Below are 21,940 nucleotides of genomic sequence, written 5' to 3' on the forward strand. Positions count from 1 at the left end.
TCAGCCCTTGAAGGCAGTGACTTCGATTTCAATCTTCATCTCGGGCTTGATGAGGCCCGCGATCACCATCGTCGCCGCAGGCCGGATTTCGCCCAGATGCGCCCCCAGGACCGGCACGACCTCATCGACAAGCGCCGCGTCGGTGAGGGTGTATTGGACGCGGACGATGTCCTGCATCGCAAATCCGCCCTCGCCCAGCGCCCAGGCGATCGTGGCAAAGCAGTTGCGCGCCTGCTCGGCGACGCCTTCCGGGATGGTCATGGTCGCGTAATCGTAACCCGTGACTCCCGAGACGAAACACCAGCCGCCCTTCACCACGGCGCGGCTGTAGCCGAACGTTTTCTCGAAGGGTGATCCGGTCGAGATCAGCTTGACGGTCATTCGGTTTCTCCCATGTGGGCCAACAGCTTGCGGAATGCGTCTGCGCGATGGCTGATCCGGTTCTTCATCTCCGGGTCCATCTCTCCGAAGGTCAGGCGATGGCCCTCGGGCTGGAACATCGGGTCGTAGCCATGGCCCCTGTCCCCCCGCATCGGCCAGACAACCTGGCCCTCGACCTTACCCTCGAAAACCTCGTCGCGACCATCCGGCCAGGCCAGAACCAGCGTCGACCGGAACCGCGCGGTGCGCGGATAGGTGGCGTTCGCGGCCTCCAGTTCGGTCCAGGTGCGGGTCATCGCCTGCACGAAGTCGCGGCCCCGGGGCGTTTCTGCCCAATCTGCCGTGTAGACACCCGGCGCGCCACCCAGGCCGTCCACCTCGATCCCGCTGTCATCGGCCAGCGCGGGCAGTCCTGTCGCCCGGGCCGCGGCGTGGGCCTTGATGCGTGCATTGCCGACGAAGGTATCTTCCGTCTCGGCAGGTTCACCGAGCCCCAGTTCGGCCGCGCCCACGCAGGAAATACCCAAGGGCGCTAGCATCGCCGCGATCTCGTCCAGCTTTCCCCGGTTGTGCGTCGCGACGAGAAGCCTGCTGCCGGCGATCCCAAGCATCAGACGGCGGCCTTCTGCGCCTCGACAAGCGCGGCGATGCCGGCCTCGGCCAGGTCCAGTAGCTGACCCATCTCGTTGCGGCTGAACGTCGCGCCTTCGGCCGACATCTGCACCTCGATCAGCCGGCCGCGCCCGGTCAGGATGAAGTTTCCATCCGTCCCCGCCTCGCTGTCCTCGGCATAGTCGAGGTCGAGAACGGGCTGTCCGGCATAAATCCCGCAGGACACCGCCGCGACATGATCGACGATCGGGTCGCTGACGATGGCGCCTGCCTTCAACAGCTTGTTGACGGCAAGCCGCAACGCGACCCAGCCACCCGTGATGGAGGCGCAGCGGGTGCCGCCGTCGGCCTGTATCACGTCGCAATCGACCACGATCTGCCGTTCGCCCAGCGCCACGCGGTCCACCCCAGCCCGCAGGGCGCGTCCGATAAGTCTTTGAATTTCCTGTGTTCTTCCAGACTGCTTGCCAACCGCCGCCTCGCGCCGGTTGCGCGTGTTGGTGGCGCGGGGCAGCATGCCGTATTCCGCCGTCACCCAGCCCAGCCCGGTTCCTTTCAGGAACGATGGCGCCTTGTCCTCGATCGTGGCGGTGCAGAGCACATGCGTGTCGCCGCAGCGGATCAGGCAGGACCCCTCGGCATGCCGGGTCACACCCGTCTCGATGGAAACCGCGCGCAGTTCGTCCAGCTTGCGCCCAGAGGGTCTCATGTCCGCGTCCTTTCCTTGCTTGCCGCCACTTACCGCCTGCCAGCATCGCGGCGCAACCCCGATTGACGCCCGACGTGCCAACTCCTTAATTTCAAGCGTGGAACGGTCAATGTACATGGGCGAAACACCAAAGATTCTTGCGGAACTGAACGAACGCTCGCGCGAAGTCTTTCGGCGGGTGGTCGAGGGTTATCTGGACACCGGCGACCCCGTCGGCTCCAGAACACTGACGCGCAGCATGTCCGAAAAGCTGTCCGCCGCCACGATCCGCAACGTGATGCAGGATCTTGAGTATCTCGGATTGCTCGACAGTCCCCATGTCTCCGCGGGCCGGGTGCCCACCCAACTCGGGCTGCGGCTGTTCGTCGACGGTCTGATGGAAGTGGGGTCGGTCTCGATCGAGGATCGGGAGCGGATCGACGCGACGCTGGGTGGCAACGAACCCGGTGTAACGGCGATGCTGGATCGGATCGGGGGCGCGCTGTCCGGCATCACGCACGGCGCCAGCCTTGTGCTCACGCCCAAACACGAAGCGCCGATCCGGCACGTCGAGTTCGTTTCCCTGTCGCCGGAGCGGGCACTTGTCGTGCTCGTCTTTGCCGACGGGCATGTGGAGAACCGGCTGTTCAGCCCCCCGCCCGGCCAGACCCCGTCCTCGATGCGCGAGGCGGCGAATTTTCTCAACGCGGTGGCAGAGGGGCGAACGCTTTCCGAACTCCGCTCCCACATGCGCAGCGAGATCGCGCGGCGACGCCAGGAACTCGACGTCCTCGCCAGGGAGATGGTCGAAAGCGGGCTTGCGCTTTGGGAAACGACCGGGGATTCGCATGAGCGCCTGATTGTTCGCGGCCGCTCGAATCTAGTCGACCAGGCGGATGCGGCAGACCTTGACCGGATCCGCACGCTTTTCGATGACCTCGAACGCAAGCGCGACATCGCCGATTTCCTCGAACTGGCGGAAAAAGGCGACGGGGTGCGCATTTTCATCGGCTCGGAGAACAAACTTTTCTCACTTTCCGGTTCCTCTCTGGTGGTGTCTCCCTATATGAACGCTGACCGGAAGATAATCGGCGCCGTTGGCGTGATCGGGCCGACGCGGCTCAATTATGGCCGCATCGTTCCCATCGTGGACTACACGGCGCAGCTTGTCGGGCGGCTTCTGTCCGGCGGGCACAAGGGACAAGACCAATGAGCGACATGAAGAAAGACGAGATTGCCGAGGATCAGGCCCTGATGGGCGACGAAGGGATCGACGCGGAACCCGCCGAGGCGGAGATCGAGGCGCTTCGTGCGGAACGCGACGACTTCCGCGACCGGTTCATGCGCGCGCTGGCAGACGCGGAGAACGCCCGCAAGCGAGGGGAACGCGACCGGCGCGAGGCGGAACAATACGGCGGCTCGAAGCTCGCGCGTGATCTGCTGCCGGTCTACGACAACCTCAAGCGCGCGCTCGACGCGGCCGGCGACGAACAGCGCGCCGCGGCGCAGGCGCTGATCGAGGGCGTGGAGCTGACGTTGCGCGAACTGGTCAACGTCCTGACCCGCCACGGGGTCCAGCCGGTCACCCCGGCGGTTGGCGATACCTTCGACCCGCAGATTCATCAGGCCATGTTCGAGGCACCCGTGCCCGGCACCCGTGCCGGCGATATCATCCAGGTGATGACCGAGGGTTTCCTGCTGCACGAGCGGCTTTTGCGGCCTGCGCAGGTCGGCGTCAGCTCTACTCCGAAATCCTGAACATCACGGACTGGCAGGCGCCGCAAGGCAGTGCCGGTCCACAACCCGCTGCACCATCGGCGCAAAGTGCCAGTAGTCGGGCGTGGTCATGTCCGCCCGCTTGCCGGCGTCGTCCAGATAGCGGACCTGGATGATTTCCTTCAGGTTGGGATTCGTCTCGAACGCGGCCACCTCCTCGGCCGACATCGGCCCGCCCTGTAGACTGAGCGAGTGGATCGACGCCTCCGAAAGTCGCCTGAAGTATTCGGGCCGTGTCGCGCACAGGTAGCGTTTGGCCGCGACGTGGTGTCGGACGCAGTCGGTCACGACGCTCGGGAAAAACCGCTCCAGCAGTTCTGCGCCGGCTTCCTCGTGGAACCTGTCCTCGGTGTCGTCCATGCGGAAGGTGCCGAATTCGGATGTGAAGTGACCGATGTCGTGCAGCAGGGCGGCCACGACGATTTCCTCGGGCATCGCGTTTTCGGCGGCGAGGGTCGCGCCCTGAAGCATGTGCTGCGCCATAGTCACCGGCTCGCCCAGGTATTCCTCTCCGCCCCGCCTGTCGAAGATGTCGCCAATGAAGGCCACGATGGTCTCGCGCGACAGGGTCGTGAGATCCGGCCGGGTCATTCCGCCGCCTCCCTCACCGAAAGCGCGGCAAGCCGTGACAGCAGCCCGTCCTTGTCGGCGTAGCACCCCTGAAGCCAGCGCGTTCCCGTTCCTGAATAGCCCTTGCGGGCATGAAGAACGCGGGTGTTGTCGACCACGAAGCATTCGCCGGGGTTCAGGCGGAATGTTACTTCCATGGCCGGATCGTCGATGATCTCACCGAACCGGCGATAGGCCGCGTAATAGCCCTCCATCTTGTCGAAGGACACGTCCGTGATTGCGGCGGCTGAGCGGTTGTTGAAGCGGACCGCGACAAGTTCTCCGTCCGGCGCAAGCTCGATCATCGGGCGGCGCGACCGAAGCACCACGCCGGCCTCGCCCGCGTATTCGAACCGCGCGCAATGCTGCGTCAGCAGGTCGAACCCGGCCGGGCTTTCCTCCCGCAGTCGCTCGGCGGCCCGGAAACCGTCCACAACCATGTTCTCGCCCCCCGCGGCGGAACTTTCGAGGCAGTAGAGCACCTGGATAGTTGGCACCGGATCCCGGTAGGGGTTGTCGGTATGGGCCTGAAGCCCCAGCCCCGTATAGGCGAGGTTCGTCGGGTTGACGGTAGTCCGCACCTCGAAGTGGCGGCCGTAATTGGTTTCACGGACGTAGCCGAAAAGGTCCACCACCCGCATCAGCGCGCCGTCCTCAACCGGCCCGCCCAGAAGCTTGCCGAAGCCGTAGCGTGCCACACCGCCAAGCCAATGGCACAGTGCCAGCGGATCAGCCGAAACGCTGGCAAAATCGCCGGTTGGGACCGCGTGCGTCAGGCCCGCATCCCAGGTCTCGATGCCGGGCGATGTCCAGCCGGGGCGGCGATCCTGCGCGCGGTCGTAGCTGCGGTCCAGCAGCCAGGCGGGATCGAACTCAACCGTCTTGCCATCGGGCGCGAAGGACAGGCGCAGCATCGCCCCCGACATCGCGGCGGTGGCAATCCGCGTGTCCTTGGGTATGTCGGCAAGCGTGATCAGCCTTTGCCCGTTGCCGGGCGACCGGGTCTGCGCATCCCAGGCGTTGTCGCGCAGCCAGATCGCGTGAAACCGTGCGGTTCGGGTGCCGTCCGAAAGCGTCAGCACGCCGCCGTCGGAAGAGACGGTGACAGTCGTCATGTTTCCCTCCTGCAGTCCTGTTCGACGGCATGATTTCTTGAAGAAAGCATAATGGCAACTTAGAAGAACGAAGGTGTCTTCATCGAAAGCCTTATGAATAATTGCGATCTGTCAAACCTGCCGCTGGAATGGGTCCGCGCCTTCGAGGCGGCCGGCCGCACGGGAAGCTTTTCCGCAGCGGCCCGCGACCTTGGCGTGACGCAGGCGGCGATCAGCCAGCGCATCGGCCATCTGGAATCCCGCCTGGGAACGCCGCTTTTCCTGCGCCGGCCGCGCCGCACGGTCCTGACCGTCGAGGGGGAGGCCTGGCTTCCCTTCGTCAGCGATGCCTTGCTGACGCTTCGGCAAAGCGCGGAGGATCTGTTTTCCACACGTCGCGCGCGGATCGCGATTTCCGCCAGCGCCTCGGTGACCGAGCTTTGGGTGGCGCCGCGGCTGGCGCGCCTGACGCCCGAAGGCGGCCCCGATCTGGTCTTCCATACCATGGTGCTTGCTGCGGAGGCGGCCGCGCCGGGTCCGCAGCCTGTCCGCATCCGCTACGGCTCCGGCGCCTGGCCGGATGCGCTGCAAGCACCCCTTTATGCCGAGGCGCTCAGCCCTGTCGCGGCGCCTGCCTTGCTGAGCGGGGGGCAGGACTGGCGCCGGCTGCCGCGCATCGGAGTGACCGGGCCGCGTCAGGGCTGGAAGGAATGGTGTGCGGCGACCGGAGATTCCGCCTTGCCCGCGCCATCGCTCCGGTTCGACGGCTTCGCCGCCGCCCTCGCCGCAGCGCGGGCGGGGTGCGGCGTGCTGCTGGCGTCGCTGCCGCTTGCAGCCGGCGATCTGGAGGGGCGGACCCTTGTGCGGGTCAGCGACACGGTTCTTCGCCCCCGCGAAACCTACTGGATTCTGGCCGGAACAGAGACTGTTTCATGTCGCCAATGGGCCATCCTGACGGATCTCTTGTGCGAAGCCGGCGCGGTCTAGTCGCGCAACAGTCCCTTCAGGTCGTAAAGCGCGCTCAGCGCGTCGAGCGGCGTCATCTCGTCGGGGTGAAGGGCGCGCAGGCGTTCCTCGACGGGCGAGGGGCCCCTGGCGGTGCGCGGCGGCGCGGCGGGTGCGGCGCTGAACAGCGGCAGATCGTCGATCAGCGCATGCTTGCGCGTCCCGCCTTCGCGTTCGCCTTTCTCCAGCGCCTCCAGCACCACTTTCGCGCGTTCGACCACGCTGGCGGGCAGGCCTGCCAGCCGCGCGACCTGCACGCCATAGCTGCGATCCGCAGCGCCCTTGCGCACCTCGTGCAGGAAGATGACCTCTCCCTCCCACTCCTTCACGGTGACGGTGGCGTTCTCCACGCCCGAAAGCTTGTGCGATAGCCCTGTCATCTCGTGGTAGTGGGTGGCGAAAAGCGCGCGACAGCGGTTGACCCCGTGCAGATGCTCCAGCGTCGCCCATGCGATCGACAGGCCGTCGTAGGTCGCCGTCCCGCGCCCGATCTCGTCAAGGATCACCATGGCCCTGTCATCGGCCTGGTTGAGGATGGCCGCGGTTTCAACCATCTCGACCATGAAGGTAGATCGCCCGCGCGCCAGGTCGTCCGCCGCGCCCACACGGCTGAACAACTGGCTGACCAGACCGACATGCGCCCGCCGCGCGGGAACGAAGGATCCCGCCTGGGCCAGCAGGGCGATCAGCGCGTTTTGCCTCAGGAAGGTCGACTTGCCGGCCATGTTGGGTCCGGTCAGAAGCCAGATCGCCGGCGTTTCGCCCGAAGTCAGAAGGCAGTCATTGGCCACGAAGCTTTCGCCTGACCGCTTCAGCGCCCGTTCGACCACGGGGTGGCGCCCCGCCTCGACCTCGAAGGCGCGGCTGTCGTCCACCACCGGTTCGCACCAGTTCTCGCCCCGCGCGAGATCGCCGAAGGCGGCGGCAAGGTCGATCTCGGCCAGTGCGCGGGCGGCCTGAGAAATCCGCGGCGCGGTGTCCAGCACGGCGGCCTTCAGGCTGTCGAACAGCCGCCTTTCGATCTCAAGCGCCAGGCCGCCCGCGTTCAGGATCCGCGTCTCCATCTCCGACAGCGGGAGGGTGGTGAAACGCACCTGGTTGGCGGTGGTCTGGCGGTGGATGAAGGTTTCGTTCAGCGGCGCCGAAAGCATCCGCTCGGCGTGCGTCGCAGTTGTCTCGATGAAGTAGCCCAGCACGTTGTTGTGCTTGATCTTCAGGCTCTGGATGCCGGTCTGGCCGACGTATTCGGCCTGCATCCGCGCGATCACGCCGCGCCCCTCGTCGCGCAGCTGCCGCGCCTGGTCCAGTTCATCGTCGTAGCCCGGCGCGATGAATCCGCCGTCGCGCACCAGAAGCGGGGGCTCCTCGACCACGGCCGCAGCAAGCAGGGCGACGAGGGTGTCGAAGCCGGTCAGATCGCCCGCGGCCTGCGTCAGACGGGGCGGGGCGGCCGCATCCAGACGGCCGGCGATATGCGCCCCCTGAACCAGCCCGGCGCGGATCGCCGAAAGGTCGCGCGGACCGCCGCGATCCAGCGCCAGGCGCGACAACGCGCGGTCGATGTCGGGCACGCGGCGAAGATCGGCGCGAAGGGCGTCGGCCAGGCGCGCCTCCTCCACCAGAAAGCGGACCGCCTCATGCCGCGCATGAATCGCCACGAGATCGCGGGAAGGTGCGGAAAGCCGCCGTTCCAGCAGCCGCGCACCTGCGGCGGTCACTGTCCGGTCCACCGCCGCGATCAGCGATCCTTCGCGCCCGCCGGAAAGCGCTTGCGTGATCTCCAGATTGCGCCGCGTTGCCGCGTCGATCTGCACCACGCCGCCCGGCGCTTCCCTGACCGGGCGGCGCAGCAGGGGCAGCTTTCCCCGCTGCGTCAGGTCCAGATACTCGACGATCGCCCCCAGCGCCGCGGTCTCCGCCCTGTCGAAACTGCCGAAGCCCTCGGCCGTCGCGACCTGGAACAGGGCGCAGAGCCGCCGTTCCGCCCCGGCGCTGTCGAAGGCCGCGCGTGGCAGGGGCGTGACGGCGACACCCAGATCGTCAGACAGTCCGGCCAGGCCGGGTTCGCGCGCCTCGCTCAGCAGGATCTCGCGCGGGGCAAGGCGCGCAAGCTCCGGCCCGAGCCGCCCGAGGGGGCAGGGGATCACCCGGAACTCGCCAGTGGAGATGTCGGCCCAGGCCAGTGCCGCCGCCTCGCGCACCTCGGCCCAGGCGGCAAGGTAGTTGTGCCGCCGCGCCTCCAGAAGCGTTTCCTCGGTCAGCGTGCCCGGCGTGACAAGGCGCACCACGTCGCGTGCCACCACCGCCTTCGATCCACGCTTTTTCGCCTCCGCCGGATCTTCCATCTGTTCCGCGATGGCCACGCGAAACCCCTTGCGGATCAACGTCAGCAGATAGCCCTCGGCCGCATGGACCGGCACGCCGCACATCGGGATATCCTCGCCCAGATGCTGGCCGCGCTTGGTCAGGGCGATGTCGAGCGCCGCCGATGCCGCCTCTGCGTCAGCAAAGAACATCTCGTAGAAATCGCCCATCCGGTAGAAAAGGAGCGCATCGGGATAGCGCCCCTTGATCTCCAGATACTGCGCCATCATCGGCGTCACGATGCCGTCGCTTGCGGTCATGCTGCCCCCTCGTCCGCAGCGACCCTACAAAAGCCCGCGCGGGGCCGAAAGGGGCAAGTCTTTTTGCGCTAACGCCGAAGACGCCGTTATTGTGGACAGGGACCGCCCCGGCTATGACGGCGCAAAGGCACAAGGAAACGTCGCTTATGGCCCCCAAGAACCGCATCACTCCGGAAGAGGCGCTGTCATATCACCTGAATCCGGTGCCGGGAAAGTACGAGATCAACGCATCGAAGCCGATGGCGACGCAGCGCGACCTTTCGCTGGCCTACAGCCCCGGCGTCGCGGTTCCCGTAGAGGCGATCGCGGAGCGGCCAGAGACGGCCTATGACTATACCACCAAGGGCAACATGGTCGCGGTAGTGTCGAACGGCACGGCAATCCTCGGACTTGGCAATCTCGGCGCGCTGGCCTCCAAGCCGGTGATGGAGGGCAAGGCGGTGCTGTTCAAGCGGTTCGCCGACGTGAACGCCATCGACATCGAGCTTGATACCGAAGACCCCGACGAGATCATCAAGGCGGTCTCGCTCATGGGTCCGACCTTCGGCGGCATCAACCTTGAGGACATCAAGGCGCCCGAATGCTTCATCATCGAGCAGCGCCTGAAGGAGATCATGGACATCCCGGTGTTCCATGACGACCAGCACGGCACGGCGGTCATCTGCGCGGCGGGGCTGATCAACGCGCTCGAACTGACCGGCAAGAAGCTGGAGGATTGCCGGATCGTCCTGAACGGCGCGGGTGCCGCGGGGATCGCCTGCCTCGAACTGCTCAAGACGATGGGCGCGCGCCACGACAACTGCATCATGTGCGACACCAAGGGCGTCATCTACCAGGGCCGGACCGAGGGGATGAACCAGTGGAAGTCGGCGCATGCCGCACGGACCGAGGCGCGCACGCTTGAAGACGCGATGCGGGGCGCGGACGTGTTTCTGGGCGTTTCGGCCAAGGGTGCGGTCACGCCGGCGATGGTCGAGGCGATGGCGCCCAATCCGGTCATCTTCGCCATGGCCAACCCCGACCCGGAGATCACGCCCGAAGAGGCGCAGGCGGTGCGGCCCGATGCGATCGTCGCCACCGGGCGGTCCGACTATCCGAACCAGGTCAACAACGTCCTGGGCTTTCCCTACCTGTTCCGCGGCGCGCTCGACATCCACGCCCGCGCGATCAACGACGAGATGAAGATCGCCTGCGCCCACGCGCTCGCGCGGCTGGCGCGGGAGGATGTTCCCGACGAGGTGGCGATGGCCTATGGCCGCAAGCTCAGCTTCGGGCGCGACTACATCATACCCACGCCGTTCGATCCGCGGCTGATCTACGTGATCCCGCCGGCGGTCGCGCGCGCCGGGATGAACACCGGGGTCGCGCGGCGGCCGATCATCGACATGGCGGCCTATGAGCTCAGCCTGAAATCGCGGATGGACCCGACCGCCTCGATCCTTCAGGGCATCCACGCCCGCGCCCGCGCCGCGCAGGCCCGCATGATCTTTGCCGAAGGCGACGATCCCCGTGTCCTGCGGGCGGCCGTGGCCTATCAGCGCGCGGGCCTTGGCAAGGCGCTGGTCGTTGGGCGCGAGCAGGACGTGCATGAAAAGCTGACGGCAGAGGGTCTTGCCGATGCCGTGCGCGAGATCGAAGTGGTGAACGCCGCCAACACCCGCCACCTGGGCGACTACAAGGATTTCCTCTATGCCCGGCTTCAGCGCAAGGGGTTCGACCGGCACGACGTTCACCGGCTGGCGGCCCGAGACCGGCATGTGTTTTCCGCGCTCATGCTGGCGCACGGCCACGGCGACGGTCTGGTCACCGGCGCTACGCGCAAGTCGGCGCATGTCCTGCAACTGATCAACCATGTCTTCGACGCATCGGCGGCGGATGGCGCGGTGGGCATTACCGCGGTTCTGCATCGCGGGCGGATCGTGCTGATCGGCGACACGCTGGTTCACGAATGGCCGGAGGAAGAGGATCTGGCCGACATTGCCGAGCGTGGCGTTGCCGTCGCGCGCGGCCTCGGGCTTGAGCCGCGAGTGGCGTTCCTGTCGTTCTCGACCTTCGGCTATCCCGTCTCCGAACGCGCGACCAAAATGCACCGTGCGCCTCGCGTGCTCGACGCCCGCGGTGTCGATTTCGAGTATGACGGCGAGATGACCGTCGACGTGGCGCTGAATGCCGAACAGATGTCCCACTATCCGTTCTGCCGGCTGTCCGGGCCCGCGAACGTTCTGGTGGTTCCGGCACGGCATTCCGCCTCGATCTCGGTCAAGCTGATGCAGGAAATGGCCGGCGCCACGGTCATCGGCCCGATCCTGACGGGGGTCGACAAGCCGGTGCAGATCTGTTCGACGGTTTCGACGGTCAATGACATCCTCAACATGGCGGTGATCGCGGCCTGCCGGCTGGGCAGCGCCAGATGACGATCTTCAACCTCGGCTCCATCAACATCGATCACTTCTACCGGGTGCCGCATCTGCCCGCGCCCGGTGAGACGCTGGCCGCCACGGGCTATGCCTTCGGCCTGGGCGGCAAGGGCGCGAACCAGTCTGCCGCCGCCGCGAAGGCGGGCGCGCGGACCGTTCACATCGGTGCCGTAGGGCCAGAGGGCGCCTGGACCGTCGACCGGCTCAAATCCTGGGGGGTGGACACCGCGCAGATCGTGACACTCGACATGCCGACGGGCCACGCGGTCGTTCAGATCGACGACCGCGGGGAAAACGCGATCATCCTCTGCCCGTCTGCCAACAGGGCGATCCCGTTCGACCATGTGGAGCATGCCCTGACTTCGGCCAGGCCGGGCGACACGTTGCTGTTGCAGAACGAAACCGATCACCAGGCCGATGCCGCCCGCCACGCCCGAGAGAAGGGGCTGAGCGTCATCTACTCCGCCGCGCCGTTTGATCCGGAAGCCGTCCGCGCGGTCTTGCCGTTCGTCTCGCTCCTTGTCCTGAATGCGGTGGAGGCGCAGCAACTCAGCGCGGCTCTCGCAACGCCCGTCGAGTCGCTGGACGTGCCGGAACTTCTGATAACCCGCGGGGCGGAGGGCGCGGAATGGCGCCAGCGCGGCGGTGCACGCGCTTTCGCCCCGGCGCTCTCGGTCACCGCCGTCGACACGACCGGCGCAGGCGATACATTCGCCGGCTACTTCGCCGCCGGGCTGGACCTTGGACGCGCGCCGGAAGACGCGCTTCAGTGGGCCGCGACGGCTGCCGCGCTCAAGGTCACGCGGCCCGGCACCGCCGATGCGATCCCGACGGCCGCGGAAGTCGCGGCCTTCCGGGCCTGAGGGCGCCCGTATGGGACGTCGCGATGCAGGTCAGTGAACGAAGGGGGCGGCATCGCCCCAAAGCTCCTTCACGCGCGCATCCCGGCCGCAGGCCTTGCGGTAGAACTTGTAGGCGTCGGACTGTGTCTTGAAGCCGCGCCGGGTCAGGATGATGCTCGTCCCCTTGTAGTAGTCCTGGTGATAGCCCTCGGCCGGCCAGAATGTGCCAGCCTTCAGGATCGGGGTCACGATCTTCTGGCCCAACGCCGCCTCCGCCTCCGCCTTTTCCTTTTCGGCGGCTTTGCGCTGGGCATCGTTCTGCACGAAGATCGCCGTCCGGTAGCTGGCGCCGCGGTCGCAGAACTGACCGCCGTCGTCCGTCGGGTCGATCGACCTGAAGAAAAGCTGGATCAGTTGCGCGTAGCTTATCTGCGCGTCGTCGAAGTGAATCTCGACCGCCTCATAATGCCCGGTGCCGCCGCCCCCGACCTGCTTGTAGGTAGGGTCCTCCAGATCACCGCCGGTGAAGCCGGCAATGACCTCGCTTACGCCGGGGACGCTCTCGAAGTCGCTTTCGACACACCAGAAGCAGCCACCCGCGACGATTGCCGTTCTCGGCGCCGCCAGGGCGGGGCCGGCGATCAGAAGGCCTAGGACCAGAGCGAGATAGTGCATGGGGAGTCTCCTTTCCGCGCGCATCCTGCGCGGATGGACCCTCGCCGCAAGTCATCTTCCCGTGATCGGGCCCCTGTCCTCAACCCGTCTTCGCCGTTCTCCTTGCGCCGGCGGGCGCGTCAGGTCACCCCTGACCGACAGGAAGCCGGCCCGCGATCAGCCCTTCACGCGCGCGTTCCGGGTCGCGATCAGCTTGAGCCGCAGGGCGTTCAGGCGGATGAAACCGGCGGCGTCCTTCTGGTCGTAGGCGCCCGCGTCCTCCTCGAAGGTCACGTGCTTTTCGCTGTAAAGCGAATGGTCTGACCAGCGCGCGACCGTACGCGCGGAGCCCTTGTAAAGCTTGACCCGCACCGTGCCGGAGACGTGTTCCTGGCTCTTGTCGATCAGCGCCTGGAGCATCTCGCGTTCCGGGCTGAACCAGAAGCCGTTGTAGATCAGTTCCGCGTAGCGCGGCATGATCGAATCCTTCAGATGCCCCGCTCCGGCGTCGAGCGTGATCTGCTCGATCCCGCGATGCGCCTCCAGCAGGATTGTCCCGCCGGGCGTCTCGTACACGCCGCGCGACTTCATGCCGACGAATCGATTCTCGACCAGATCGAGAATGCCGACGCCGTGCTTGCCGCCCAGCTCGTTCAGCCGGGTCAGGATCGTCGCCGGGCTCATCGCCTCGCCGTTGATCGCAACCGCGTCGCCCCGATCGAAGGTGATCTCGACGAACTCGGGCTCGTTCGGCGCATCTTCGGGCCGGCTGGTGCGTTGAAGCACGTAATCGGGGAACTCCTCGGCCGGGTTCTCCAGAACCTTGCCCTCGGACGAGGTGTGCAGCAGGTTCGCATCGACCGAAAACGGCGCCTCGCCCCGCTTGTCCTTGGCAATCGGGATCTGATTCGCCTCGGCATAGGACAGAAGCTGGGTCCGCGACTGCAGCGACCATTCCCGCCAGGGCGCGATCACCCGCAGGTGAGGGTCAAGGGCCAGCGCCGACAGTTCGAACCGGACCTGGTCGTTGCCCTTGCCGGTCGCGCCGTGGGCCACGGCATCGGCGCCGCATTCCGCCGCGATCTCGACCAGCCGCTTCGCGATCAGCGGCCGCGCAATCGAGGTGCCGAGAAGGTAGAGCCCTTCGTAAAGCGCATTGGCCCGGAACATCGGGAAGACGAAGTCGCGCACGAACTCCTCGCGCACATCCTCGATATGGATGTTTTCAGCCTTGATCCCCAGCATCAGCGCCTTGGCGCGCGCCGGTTCGAGTTCCTCCCCCTGGCCCAGGTCGGCGGTGAAGGTGACGACCTCGCAGCCGTATTCGTTCTGCAGCCATTTCAGGATGATCGAGGTATCGAGACCGCCGGAATAGGCAAGGACGACTTTCTTCGGGGCAGACATGGGGCGGCCTCATTGCGTGGCGTCAATTCGGCTGCCGTTTATTGGGTTTCCGCGCATCGGGCAAGGGCAGAGGGCCCGGGCCCGCCAAAGTCGCCCTCAGGCGTCGATCCCGAGGACTTGCCGGATCATGTCGATCGCTTCGGGCGACAACGGACGGCCATTGGCGGCGGCGTCCAGGGCCCGCGCCTCGGCGGCTTCGGCGGCCTCAAGCCGCGCGCGATCGGAAGCGGCGCCGCTACTGTCGTACTTCGCTTTGGCAGCAATGGTTGCTTCGGCCGCGCGCAGATAACTGCGATACCTGCCGATCTGACTGGTGGTGCTGGCACGCGCCAGGGTCGCCGGATTGATCTCTATGGACTCGAGCGCCTTCAGTTCGGACGCCAGCAGGCCGAAGTTGGCGTTCGCCGCAACCTTGATGTTCGGCGCGGCAGTGGGCTTGTGCTTGCCCTTCGCGTTGCCGTTGTTGTTCCCGTTCCCGTTCCCGTTCCCGCTCCCGTTCCCGTTGCTTCCGCCACCGTTGCCGTTCCCGCCACCATTCCCGCCGCCGTTGCCTTCGTTCTTCGCAAGCGCGGCGTCAAAACCTACCAGAGCGACGACGGGTGACATCGGACCGCCGATAAGGCCGGCCAGCAGGAAGGAGACGACAAGGCTACGGGCTCTGAATCCAGACATTCTGTCCACCAGGGCGGCACCCGGACCGGGTTGCTGCACGCGATACGCTGATTCCATCAAGCCAGAGAGAGTTGTCAGAATTGTGGCCAGCGGACGGTATGAGGCCCGCGAACGGCATGGCGGCGGAAATCGGCCGGTCCCAGGCTTGACATCCCGCCGATTGAATGACGCAAAGGGTAAACTCGCAAAACCACAGGAACCGGCGACGTGACCACCTTCAACGATCGTGCGCTTGAGGCAACGGAATCACTTCGCGCGCTCTTTCCCGAAACACCGCTGCAGCTCAATGTCCACCTGTCGCAACGCTATGGTGCCGAGATCCACCTGAAGCGCGAGGATCTGACCCCGGTTCGCAGCTACAAGCTGCGCGGGGCCTTCAACGCAATGCGGAAGATTCTGGCGCGCGATCCGGCCCAGCGCCACTTCGTCTGTGCCTCGGCGGGCAATCACGCCCAGGGCGTTGCCTTTGCCTGCCGCCATTTCGGCGTGTCCGGGACGGTCTTCATGCCGGTCACGACGCCGCAGCAGAAGATCGACAAGACCCGCACCTTCGGTGAGGGCGCTGTCGAAATCCGCCTGACCGGCGACTATTTCGACCAGACTCTCGCCGCCGCGCAGGCCTATTGCCGCGAAGGCGGGGCGTGGTTCCTGTCGCCCTTTGACGACGAGGATGTGATCGAAGGGCAGGCCAGCGTGGGCGTGGAAATCCTGCGCCAGCTTGGCCGCGCCCCCGATATCGTGATCCTGCCGGTCGGCGGCGGCGGGCTTTCGGCCGGTGTGACGTCCTACCTGTGCGATGTCGTGCCCGGGGTCGGCTTCCGCTATGTCGAGCCGGCCGGCGGCGCCAGCCTTGCCGCGGCCCTTTCGGCGGGCGAGTCGGTCACGCTCAAACGGATCAACAGTTTCGTCGACGGTGCCGCCGTCGCGCGGGTGGGCGAGCGCACCTTTGCCCGGCTTCGGGGGACAGATCCTGCCCATGTGCTTTCCGCCCCGGAGGACCGCATCTGCATCACCATGCTCGAGATGCTGAACGTGGAGGGTATCGTTCTTGAACCGGCAGGGGCCCTGTCGGTTGACGCCTTGCCCGAGCTTTCGGACCAGATCGCGGGAAAGACCGTCGTCTGCGTGACCTCGGGCGGCAACTTCGATTTCGAACGGTTGCCCGAGGTCAAGGAACGGGCGCAGCGATACGCGGGGCTGAAGAAGTATTTCATCCTTAGGATGCCCCAGAGACCCGGAGCCTTGCGCGAATTCCTGGAAATGCTTGGCCCTGACGATGACATCGCGCGATTCGAGTATCTGAAGAAGTCGGCCCGCAACTTCGGCTCGGTGCTGATCGGGATCGAAACCAAGGCCGCCGCGAACTTCGTTCGCCTCGCCGAAGCTCTCGACCGGGCCGGCTTCGTCTACCGCGACATCACGAATGACGAGACGCTGGCCGAATTCCTGATCTAGGCCGCCGAGGATCTGCCCGCGATTCCCGCCATGAAGGTCTTGCGTGACCGCACGTAGGACTCGACGACCGCGCCGATGTCGATCGCAGTGGGGTTACCACGCGCGGCCAACCGTTCTCCGTCCTGGCAGATGGCGCCGAAATCTGCAAAGCCGAGGTTCCAGGCGCTTCCCTTGAGAAAGTGCAGATCCTGTTCGTAGGTCACGGGGTCGGGATGCAACCTCAATCTGGAAATCACCGTTTCAACTTCATCAAGGAAAAGCTCCACGACCTCATCGAAGCTGTCTTCCCCGATTTCATCCCTGAGGCTGTTCACCCTTTCCCAATCAATCATTCCAAAGACCCCCAGCTCCACCGGAATGCCCGATGCTAGGCACGGCCGCGTTGATACCGGGTTAATGCGCGCCCGCAGAAGGATTCAGCTTGCCTTAACGATCGAATCCTATCGTCGAGGCAGCGGCACAGGCCCGGGCTATTTCGTGCATACCAGTTCATTTCCTGACCAGATCGACATGGCATCCATCGCCCCGCCGGCTTGCAGCGGGCGGCGTGTTCTGGTGGTTGACGACAGCCGCGTGCAGCGCCGGATTCTCGCCTCTCAGATCGCCCGGTCGGGTTACCGGGTGGAGGAGGCAGGCTCTGCCGAAGAAGCCCTCGCGCTGTGCCGACGCAACCCGCCCGATCTGATCATCTCCGACTGGATGATGCCGGGGATGAGCGGGCTCGACTTCTGCAAGGCGCTGCGGGAGCTGAATGCCGGCGGATACATCTACTTCATCCTGCTCACCTCGAAGACCGAGACGGCCGAGGTCGCCATGGGCCTCGATGTCGGGGCGGACGACTTCCTGACAAAGCCGGTCTCGGGCGATGAGCTGCGCGCCCGGATTGCGGCGGGCGAACGGATTCTCCGGATCGAGCGGGAACTGAAGGACAAGAACCGCCTGCTGACCTCGGCGCTGGGCGAGTTGCAGGGGCTTTACGATTCGATCAACCGCGACCTGATCGAAGCGCGAAAACTGCAGCACAGCCTGATGCGGGAACGGTTCCGCAGCTTCGATGCGATGGATGTCGCGCTGCTTCTGCGGCCGTCGGGTCACGTGGGCGGCGACCTTGTCGGGTTCTTCCAAATCTCCGGAACGCGGGTTGGCGTCTTCTCCATCGACGTGTCGGGACACGGGATCACCTCGGCCCTGATGACGGCGCGGCTAGCGGGATTGCTCTCGGGCAACAGGCCGGAGCAGAACATTGCGCTGGTGCAGGCCGGCGCCGGCTATGGCGCGCGCGCCCCGGCAGAGCTGGCGCGCCAGCTGAACCGCATCGTGCTGCGCGAAATGCGTACCGAAACCTATTTCACGCTCGCCTACGCGGAAGTCGACCTGCAGTCGGGTCGTGTCGCGCTGGTGCAGGCGGGGCATCCGCATCCGGCCATCCAGCGGGCCGACGGAAGCGTGGAGTTCGTGGGGCACGGCGGCTATCCGATCGGCCTGATCGAGGACGCGGACTATCGGACGATCGAGGTGCGGCTGTCCCCGGGCGACAGGCTTTTCCTCATGTCGGACGGGATCACCGAGGCGCCTGATGCCAATGGCGCCGAACTTGGCGCCGAGGGTCTGGCGCGGTTCATGCACCTTTGCCGGTCCCAGCGCGGGCCGGGGTTCCTTGATGCCATGATGGCGCATGTCGATGCCCACGCGGGCGGGGAGTTTCCCGACGACGTCTCGGGCGCGCTGATCGAATTCAGGGGGCCGGTCTAGCGCATAAGGCGGCTGATCGCCGTTGCCAGGAAGTGCCGGTCGCCGTCGTTGTCCAGGATCCGGGCCGCGTCCCGCGCCGGAACCCACAGCGCCTGGTGACCCGGCTCCGAGGGCGGGCCAAGCCGCCGGACAGGGCGGGCGAGGTAGATCGCGCACAGCTTTTCCGCCCACCTGTCGTATTCCGGCATGTAGGTGAAGCGTCGGAAAGCCCCCAGCCGCTTCGGCTGGGCGATCGACCAGCCGGTTTCCTCGTAGACCTCACGATGAAGTGCGTGCAGGGGTGATTCGCCGGGGTCGATGCCGCCGCCGGGCAACTGATACTCCGGTTCAGGCTCTGCCTGATGCGTGATCAGGACTTCGTCACCCAGCAGAAGAACGGCATAGACACCATGCCTTACCCGGTATTTCCGGTCTGCCCTGACCGCCTCGCCGAACCGCCTGATCATCGTCGCCCCCTTGGCGCGCAGGTTGCCGTTCCCATATGGACGCGGTATGCCAAGGCCTCGGCCCAAAGGAAACCCCATGACAAGCCTGTCGCAGATCGTCTGGGACGATACCGTCCTGCCATTTCAACTCGACATGTCCGACATCCGCGGACGGATCGCGCGCCTTGATGGCGTGCTGGAGCGGATTCTGGGCCAGCATGACTATCCCGCCGCGGTCGAGGGGCTGGTGGCCGAGGCGGCGCTTCTGACAGCACTTATCGGGCAGACGATCAAGCTGCGCTGGAAACTGTCGCTCCAGATCCGGGGCGACGGGCCGATCCGCATCATCGCCACCGACTACTACGCGCCGGCGACCGAAGGGGCGCCCGCCCGCATCCGCGGCTGGGCGAGCTTCGATGCGGAACGGCTGGTGCCGGACGGGCATGCCTTCAGCCAGATCGGCAAGGGCTATCTGGCGATCCTGATCGACCAAGGCGCCGGCAATGTGCCCTACCAGGGCATCACGCCGATCGCCGGCAGCTCCCTTTCCGCCTGTGCGGAGGCTTATTTCGCGCAGTCGGAACAACTGCCCACTCGGTTCGAACTATCCTTCGGCCGATCGCTCCTGCCCGGACAGGGGGAGCATTGGCGGGGAGGCGGCGTTATGCTTCAGCACATGCCGAAAGCCTCGCCGCTGTTCGCGAAGGAGGCGGCGACCGGCGAGGGCGGCTTGCTGACGGCGACCGACATCCTCGACGGCGAGGATGGCGACAACTGGCGCCGCGCAAACCTGCTTCTGGACACGGTCGAGGAGCTTGAGCTGATCGGCCCCACGGTGCAACCGACCGAGTTGCTGGTTCGGTTGTTCCACGAGGAAGGGCCGCGGGTCTTTGACGCCCAGGCGATCCAGTTCGGCTGCACCTGTTCGGAGGAGAAGGTCCGTCAGAGCCTGTCGATCTATTCGGCGAAAGACATCGCCCACATGACCACCGAAGACGGGATCGTGACGGCGGACTGCCAGTTCTGCAACGCGCATTACGAGTTCGACCCCGCAACGCTCGGGTTCGAGGCGCGGGAGCGCCCCGATGGCGGCGAGTGATCCGTTCGGCGGGCTTAGGGCGGCGCTGGCGGGTCCGGGCCGCCCGACCTCTGACTTCGACCTGAACCCCGAGACCAGCCTGCCCGAGGGACGCCGCCTGATCCGCGCGGCGGTGCTGGTGGCGTTCCAGCCGGGCCCGGCGGGGCTTGAAGTCATCCTGACCAAGCGGTCGTCGCGGCTGAAGCACCATCCCGGGCAGATCGCCTTTCCGGGGGGCAAGGTGGACGCAACCGATGCGGACGCAGTGGCCGCCGCCCTCCGGGAGGCGGAAGAGGAGATCGGCCTGTCGCGCGCAAGCGTGGCGATCCTCGGCACGACTGACGCGCACGAGACCGTCACCGGGTTCTCCGTTACCCCGGTCCTCGGCTGCATCCCGTCGCCCTTCGAACCCCGGCCCGAGGCCGGCGAGGTGGACGAGGTCTTCACCGTGCCTCTGGCGCACCTTCTGGACCCTTCGAACTACCGGATCGAGGGGCGGCGCTGGCGCGGACAGTGGCGGCGCTACTATACCGTGCCCTACGGCCCCTATTACATCTGGGGCGCAACCGCGCGTATCCTGCGCGCGTTGGCGGACCGGATGGCGTGATGCGGATAACGGACGACTGGATCACGGCCGGGCATGTCCAGCGCGTGCTGGGGATGCTGACGGATGCCGGCCATCAGGCATTCATGGTGGGCGGATGCGTGCGCAACGCGCTTCTGGCGCAGCCGGTCGCGGATATCGACATCTCAACCGACGCGCTGCCGGAGCGGGTGATGGCGCTGGCCCGTGCGGCCGGGCTGAAGGCGGTGCCCACCGGCATCGACCACGGCACCGTCACCGTGGTTGCCGAGGGCGTAGGGCACGAAGTGACCACCTTCCGCCGCGACGTCGAAACCGACGGGCGGCGCGCGGTCGTGGTCTATTCCGACCGGATCGAGGATGACGCGGCGCGGCGGGACTTCACCATGAACGCGCTTTACGCCGACGCGGCCGGGCGCATTGTCGACCCCATCGGCGGTCTGGCCGACCTGAAGGCCCGGCGCGTCCGCTTTGTCGGCGACGCCGGGGAACGCATCCGCGAGGACTACCTTCGCATCCTGCGGTTCTTTCGGTTCCACGCCTGGTATGGCGACCCGGTCGAAGGGCTAGACCCCGAGGGCTTCGCCGCCTGTGCCGAAAATTCGGCCGGAATAGAGACACTTTCACGCGAAAGAATAGGCCACGAGATGCGCAGGCTTCTGGCCGCGGTCAACCCGTCGCAGGCGGTTGCCGCGATGCAGGCCGCGGGGATTTTGGCGCGGGTTCTGCCGGGGGCGGATGCCCGCGCCCTGGCCCCCCTGGTGCATCTGGAGCCGCCCTATGCTCCAGACTGGCTGCGTCGGCTTCTCGTTCTGGGCGGTGCCGGTCCCGCCGAACGTCTGCGCCTGTCGAGGGTTGAGGCGCGGCGCATCGAGCTGCTGTCGAACACCTTGGCCACTGGCGAGAGGCCGGAGGCCACGGCCTATCGCCATGGCGCCGAAATCGCTCGGGACGCGGTTCTCATCTCGGCGGCCGTTGCCGGCACGGTCTTGCCAGAGGGGTGGGAGGAACGGGTCGCGCGCGGGGCGGGCGCGGTGTTCCCGGTCCGGTCCGCCGATCTGATGCCCATGCTGTCGGGCCCGGCACTCGGCGCACGGCTCAGCGAGCTCGAGGAACGCTGGATCGCCTCGGGCTTCGAATTGTCACGGGAACAATTGCTGGCTTGAAGCCGCCGGCGCGCGCGGCAAGAGTCCGCCCTCGAATCCATCTTCCGGGATCTGTCATGCCTCCCGAAACACTCATCGCGCTCATCTCGCTGGCCGCCGGTACGCTGTTCACCCCCGGCCCCAACAACGCGATGCTCGCGGCATCCGGCGCGACCTTCGGGTTTCGCCGCACGCTTCCGCACATGCTGGGGGTCGCCGTGGGCTTTCCGGCGATGGTGCTGATCGTGGGCCTGGCGCTGGGCGGGCTTTTCCAGACCAGCCTCGCCCTTCAGGAAAGCCTGCGTTGGGGCGGCGCGGCCCTGCTGATGTGGATCGCGTGGAAGATCGCCACCTCGGGCGGTGTGTCGGCCGGGGGCGGCCCGGCGCGGCCGATGAGCTTTCCGGCCGCTGCGGCATTCCAGTGGATCAACCCGAAGGCCTGGGTGATGGCGGTCGCGGCGACCTCGCAGTTCGTCACCGGTCCGGGCCCGGCCCTTGCGGCGGGCATTGTCGCGCTGACGTTCCTGGGAGGAGGGTTGATGTCTTCCGCGACCTGGGTCATGGCCGGCCAGACGATCGCAAGGATCCTGACCTCATCCGGGCGCCGTCGCATCTTCAACCTGACGATGGCGGCGCTGATCGTGCTTTCGGTCGCGCAGCTTGTCTGGCACTGACATTCCCCTTTTGGCCGGGGCGCGGTATACGGGATCGAACTTGCAAAGGT

22 protein-coding genes are annotated in these 21,940 nt (G+C 66.3%); 11 read left to right on the top strand and 11 right to left on the bottom strand.

Annotated features, from left to right (window positions below; translation table 11 throughout):
* From N5I32_RS17380 to rph, 3 genes are read right to left on the bottom strand one after another with little or no spacing between them, the layout of a single operon-like run.
* Window positions 1–381 (bottom strand): RidA family protein, encoded by a 381-nt coding sequence (locus N5I32_RS17380; protein ID WP_261497175.1) that lies wholly within the window; start codon window positions 379–381, stop codon window positions 1–3.
* Window positions 378–992 carry an RdgB/HAM1 family non-canonical purine NTP pyrophosphatase gene (rdgB, locus tag N5I32_RS17385; RefSeq protein ID WP_261497176.1) on the bottom strand — a complete coding sequence of 205 codons (615 nt, stop codon included), beginning with the start codon at window positions 990–992 and terminating at the stop codon, window positions 378–380. Before rdgB ends, N5I32_RS17380 begins: the two co-directional genes overlap by 4 nt.
* Entirely contained in the window at window positions 992–1,702 is a 711-nt protein-coding gene (rph, locus tag N5I32_RS17390; RefSeq protein WP_261497177.1) for a ribonuclease PH, read from the bottom strand. The genes rdgB and rph overlap by 1 nt, the downstream gene beginning before the upstream one ends.
* A 115-nt stretch (window positions 1,703–1,817) precedes the next feature.
* Here rph and hrcA point away from each other — a divergent pair, with 115 nt between their 5' ends.
* Both hrcA and N5I32_RS17400 read left to right on the top strand, forming a co-directional pair.
* Window positions 1,818–2,894 (top strand): heat-inducible transcriptional repressor HrcA, encoded by a 1,077-nt coding sequence (gene hrcA / locus N5I32_RS17395; protein WP_261497179.1) that lies wholly within the window; start codon window positions 1,818–1,820, stop codon window positions 2,892–2,894.
* Window positions 2,895–2,935: 41 nt separating this feature from the next.
* Window positions 2,936–3,439, top strand: coding sequence for a nucleotide exchange factor GrpE (locus N5I32_RS17400; RefSeq protein WP_439648223.1), 504 nt, complete (start codon window positions 2,936–2,938; stop codon window positions 3,437–3,439).
* Between the two features lie 3 nt (window positions 3,440–3,442).
* On the opposite strand, the gene tmpB is transcribed toward N5I32_RS17400, so the two are convergent.
* Together tmpB and tmpA are read right to left on the bottom strand one after the other, a co-directional pair.
* A complete protein-coding gene (gene tmpB / locus N5I32_RS17405) occupies window positions 3,443–4,048 on the bottom strand; it encodes a (R)-1-hydroxy-2-trimethylaminoethylphosphonate oxygenase (RefSeq protein ID WP_261497182.1) in 606 nt (201 codons plus the stop codon).
* On the bottom strand, window positions 4,045–5,181 hold the full coding sequence (gene tmpA, locus N5I32_RS17410) for a 2-trimethylaminoethylphosphonate dioxygenase (RefSeq protein ID WP_261497183.1): 1,137 nt from the start codon (window positions 5,179–5,181) through the stop codon (window positions 4,045–4,047). The genes tmpB and tmpA overlap by 4 nt, the downstream gene beginning before the upstream one ends.
* A 93-nt stretch (window positions 5,182–5,274) precedes the next feature.
* On the opposite strand from tmpA, the gene N5I32_RS17415 reads away from it, so the two are divergent.
* A complete protein-coding gene (locus N5I32_RS17415; RefSeq protein WP_261497184.1) occupies window positions 5,275–6,147 on the top strand; it encodes a LysR family transcriptional regulator in 873 nt (290 codons plus the stop codon).
* On the opposite strand, the gene mutS is transcribed toward N5I32_RS17415, so the two are convergent.
* Complete coding sequence (gene mutS / locus N5I32_RS17420; protein WP_261497185.1) at window positions 6,144–8,789, bottom strand: DNA mismatch repair protein MutS; 2,646 nt, start codon at window positions 8,787–8,789, stop codon at window positions 6,144–6,146. The two genes, N5I32_RS17415 and mutS, sit on opposite strands and share 4 nt — an antisense overlap.
* 146 nt (window positions 8,790–8,935) lie before the next feature.
* On the opposite strand from mutS, the gene N5I32_RS17425 reads away from it, so the two are divergent.
* The gene (locus tag N5I32_RS17425) at window positions 8,936–11,203 is read left to right on the top strand and encodes an NADP-dependent malic enzyme (protein WP_261497186.1); all 2,268 of its coding nucleotides are present in this window, start codon (window positions 8,936–8,938) and stop codon (window positions 11,201–11,203) included.
* A complete protein-coding gene (locus tag N5I32_RS17430) occupies window positions 11,200–12,069 on the top strand; it encodes a ribokinase (protein WP_261497187.1) in 870 nt (289 codons plus the stop codon). Before N5I32_RS17425 ends, N5I32_RS17430 begins: the two co-directional genes overlap by 4 nt.
* 30 nt (window positions 12,070–12,099) lie before the next feature.
* On the opposite strand, the gene msrA is transcribed toward N5I32_RS17430, so the two are convergent.
* From msrA to N5I32_RS17445, 3 genes are all read right to left on the bottom strand, one after another.
* Window positions 12,100–12,723, bottom strand: coding sequence for a peptide-methionine (S)-S-oxide reductase MsrA (gene msrA, locus N5I32_RS17435; RefSeq protein ID WP_261497188.1), 624 nt, complete (start codon window positions 12,721–12,723; stop codon window positions 12,100–12,102).
* A 156-nt stretch (window positions 12,724–12,879) separates the two neighbouring features.
* On the bottom strand, window positions 12,880–14,106 hold the full coding sequence (locus N5I32_RS17440) for an argininosuccinate synthase (RefSeq protein ID WP_261497189.1): 1,227 nt from the start codon (window positions 14,104–14,106) through the stop codon (window positions 12,880–12,882).
* A 96-nt stretch (window positions 14,107–14,202) separates the two neighbouring features.
* Window positions 14,203–14,778: a hypothetical protein gene (locus tag N5I32_RS17445; protein ID WP_261497190.1), complete on the bottom strand. Its 576-nt coding sequence runs from the start codon at window positions 14,776–14,778 to the stop codon at window positions 14,203–14,205.
* Between the two features lie 207 nt (window positions 14,779–14,985).
* Here N5I32_RS17445 and ilvA point away from each other — a divergent pair, with 207 nt between their 5' ends.
* Complete coding sequence (gene ilvA, locus N5I32_RS17450; RefSeq protein ID WP_261497191.1) at window positions 14,986–16,233, top strand: threonine ammonia-lyase IlvA; 1,248 nt, start codon at window positions 14,986–14,988, stop codon at window positions 16,231–16,233.
* Here ilvA and N5I32_RS17455 read toward each other — a convergent pair.
* The gene (locus tag N5I32_RS17455) at window positions 16,230–16,586 is read right to left on the bottom strand and encodes an Hpt domain-containing protein (protein WP_369414345.1); all 357 of its coding nucleotides are present in this window, start codon (window positions 16,584–16,586) and stop codon (window positions 16,230–16,232) included. The two genes, ilvA and N5I32_RS17455, sit on opposite strands and share 4 nt — an antisense overlap.
* Before the next feature lie 157 nt (window positions 16,587–16,743).
* Here N5I32_RS17455 and N5I32_RS17460 point away from each other — a divergent pair, with 157 nt between their 5' ends.
* Complete coding sequence (locus N5I32_RS17460) at window positions 16,744–17,985, top strand: PP2C family protein-serine/threonine phosphatase (protein ID WP_261497192.1); 1,242 nt, start codon at window positions 16,744–16,746, stop codon at window positions 17,983–17,985.
* Here N5I32_RS17460 and N5I32_RS17465 read toward each other — a convergent pair.
* The gene (locus N5I32_RS17465) at window positions 17,982–18,431 is read right to left on the bottom strand and encodes an NUDIX hydrolase (RefSeq protein ID WP_261497193.1); all 450 of its coding nucleotides are present in this window, start codon (window positions 18,429–18,431) and stop codon (window positions 17,982–17,984) included. The two genes, N5I32_RS17460 and N5I32_RS17465, sit on opposite strands and share 4 nt — an antisense overlap.
* Window positions 18,432–18,507: 76 nt before the next feature.
* Here N5I32_RS17465 and hslO point away from each other — a divergent pair, with 76 nt between their 5' ends.
* From hslO to N5I32_RS17485, 4 genes are read left to right on the top strand one after another with little or no spacing between them, the layout of a single operon-like run.
* The gene (gene hslO, locus N5I32_RS17470; RefSeq protein ID WP_261497194.1) at window positions 18,508–19,509 is read left to right on the top strand and encodes an Hsp33 family molecular chaperone HslO; all 1,002 of its coding nucleotides are present in this window, start codon (window positions 18,508–18,510) and stop codon (window positions 19,507–19,509) included.
* Window positions 19,496–20,095 (top strand): CoA pyrophosphatase, encoded by a 600-nt coding sequence (locus N5I32_RS17475; RefSeq protein WP_261497195.1) that lies wholly within the window; start codon window positions 19,496–19,498, stop codon window positions 20,093–20,095. Before hslO ends, N5I32_RS17475 begins: the two co-directional genes overlap by 14 nt.
* Window positions 20,095–21,237 (top strand): CCA tRNA nucleotidyltransferase, encoded by a 1,143-nt coding sequence (locus tag N5I32_RS17480; RefSeq protein ID WP_261497196.1) that lies wholly within the window; start codon window positions 20,095–20,097, stop codon window positions 21,235–21,237. The genes N5I32_RS17475 and N5I32_RS17480 overlap by 1 nt, the downstream gene beginning before the upstream one ends.
* A 56-nt stretch (window positions 21,238–21,293) precedes the next feature.
* The gene (locus N5I32_RS17485) at window positions 21,294–21,890 is read left to right on the top strand and encodes a LysE family translocator (protein ID WP_261497197.1); all 597 of its coding nucleotides are present in this window, start codon (window positions 21,294–21,296) and stop codon (window positions 21,888–21,890) included.
* Window positions 21,891–21,940 lie beyond the last annotated feature (50 nt).

Source organism: Albidovulum sediminis (genome assembly GCF_025380365.1).
Lineage (GTDB): Bacteria > Pseudomonadota > Alphaproteobacteria > Rhodobacterales > Rhodobacteraceae > Albidovulum > Albidovulum sediminis.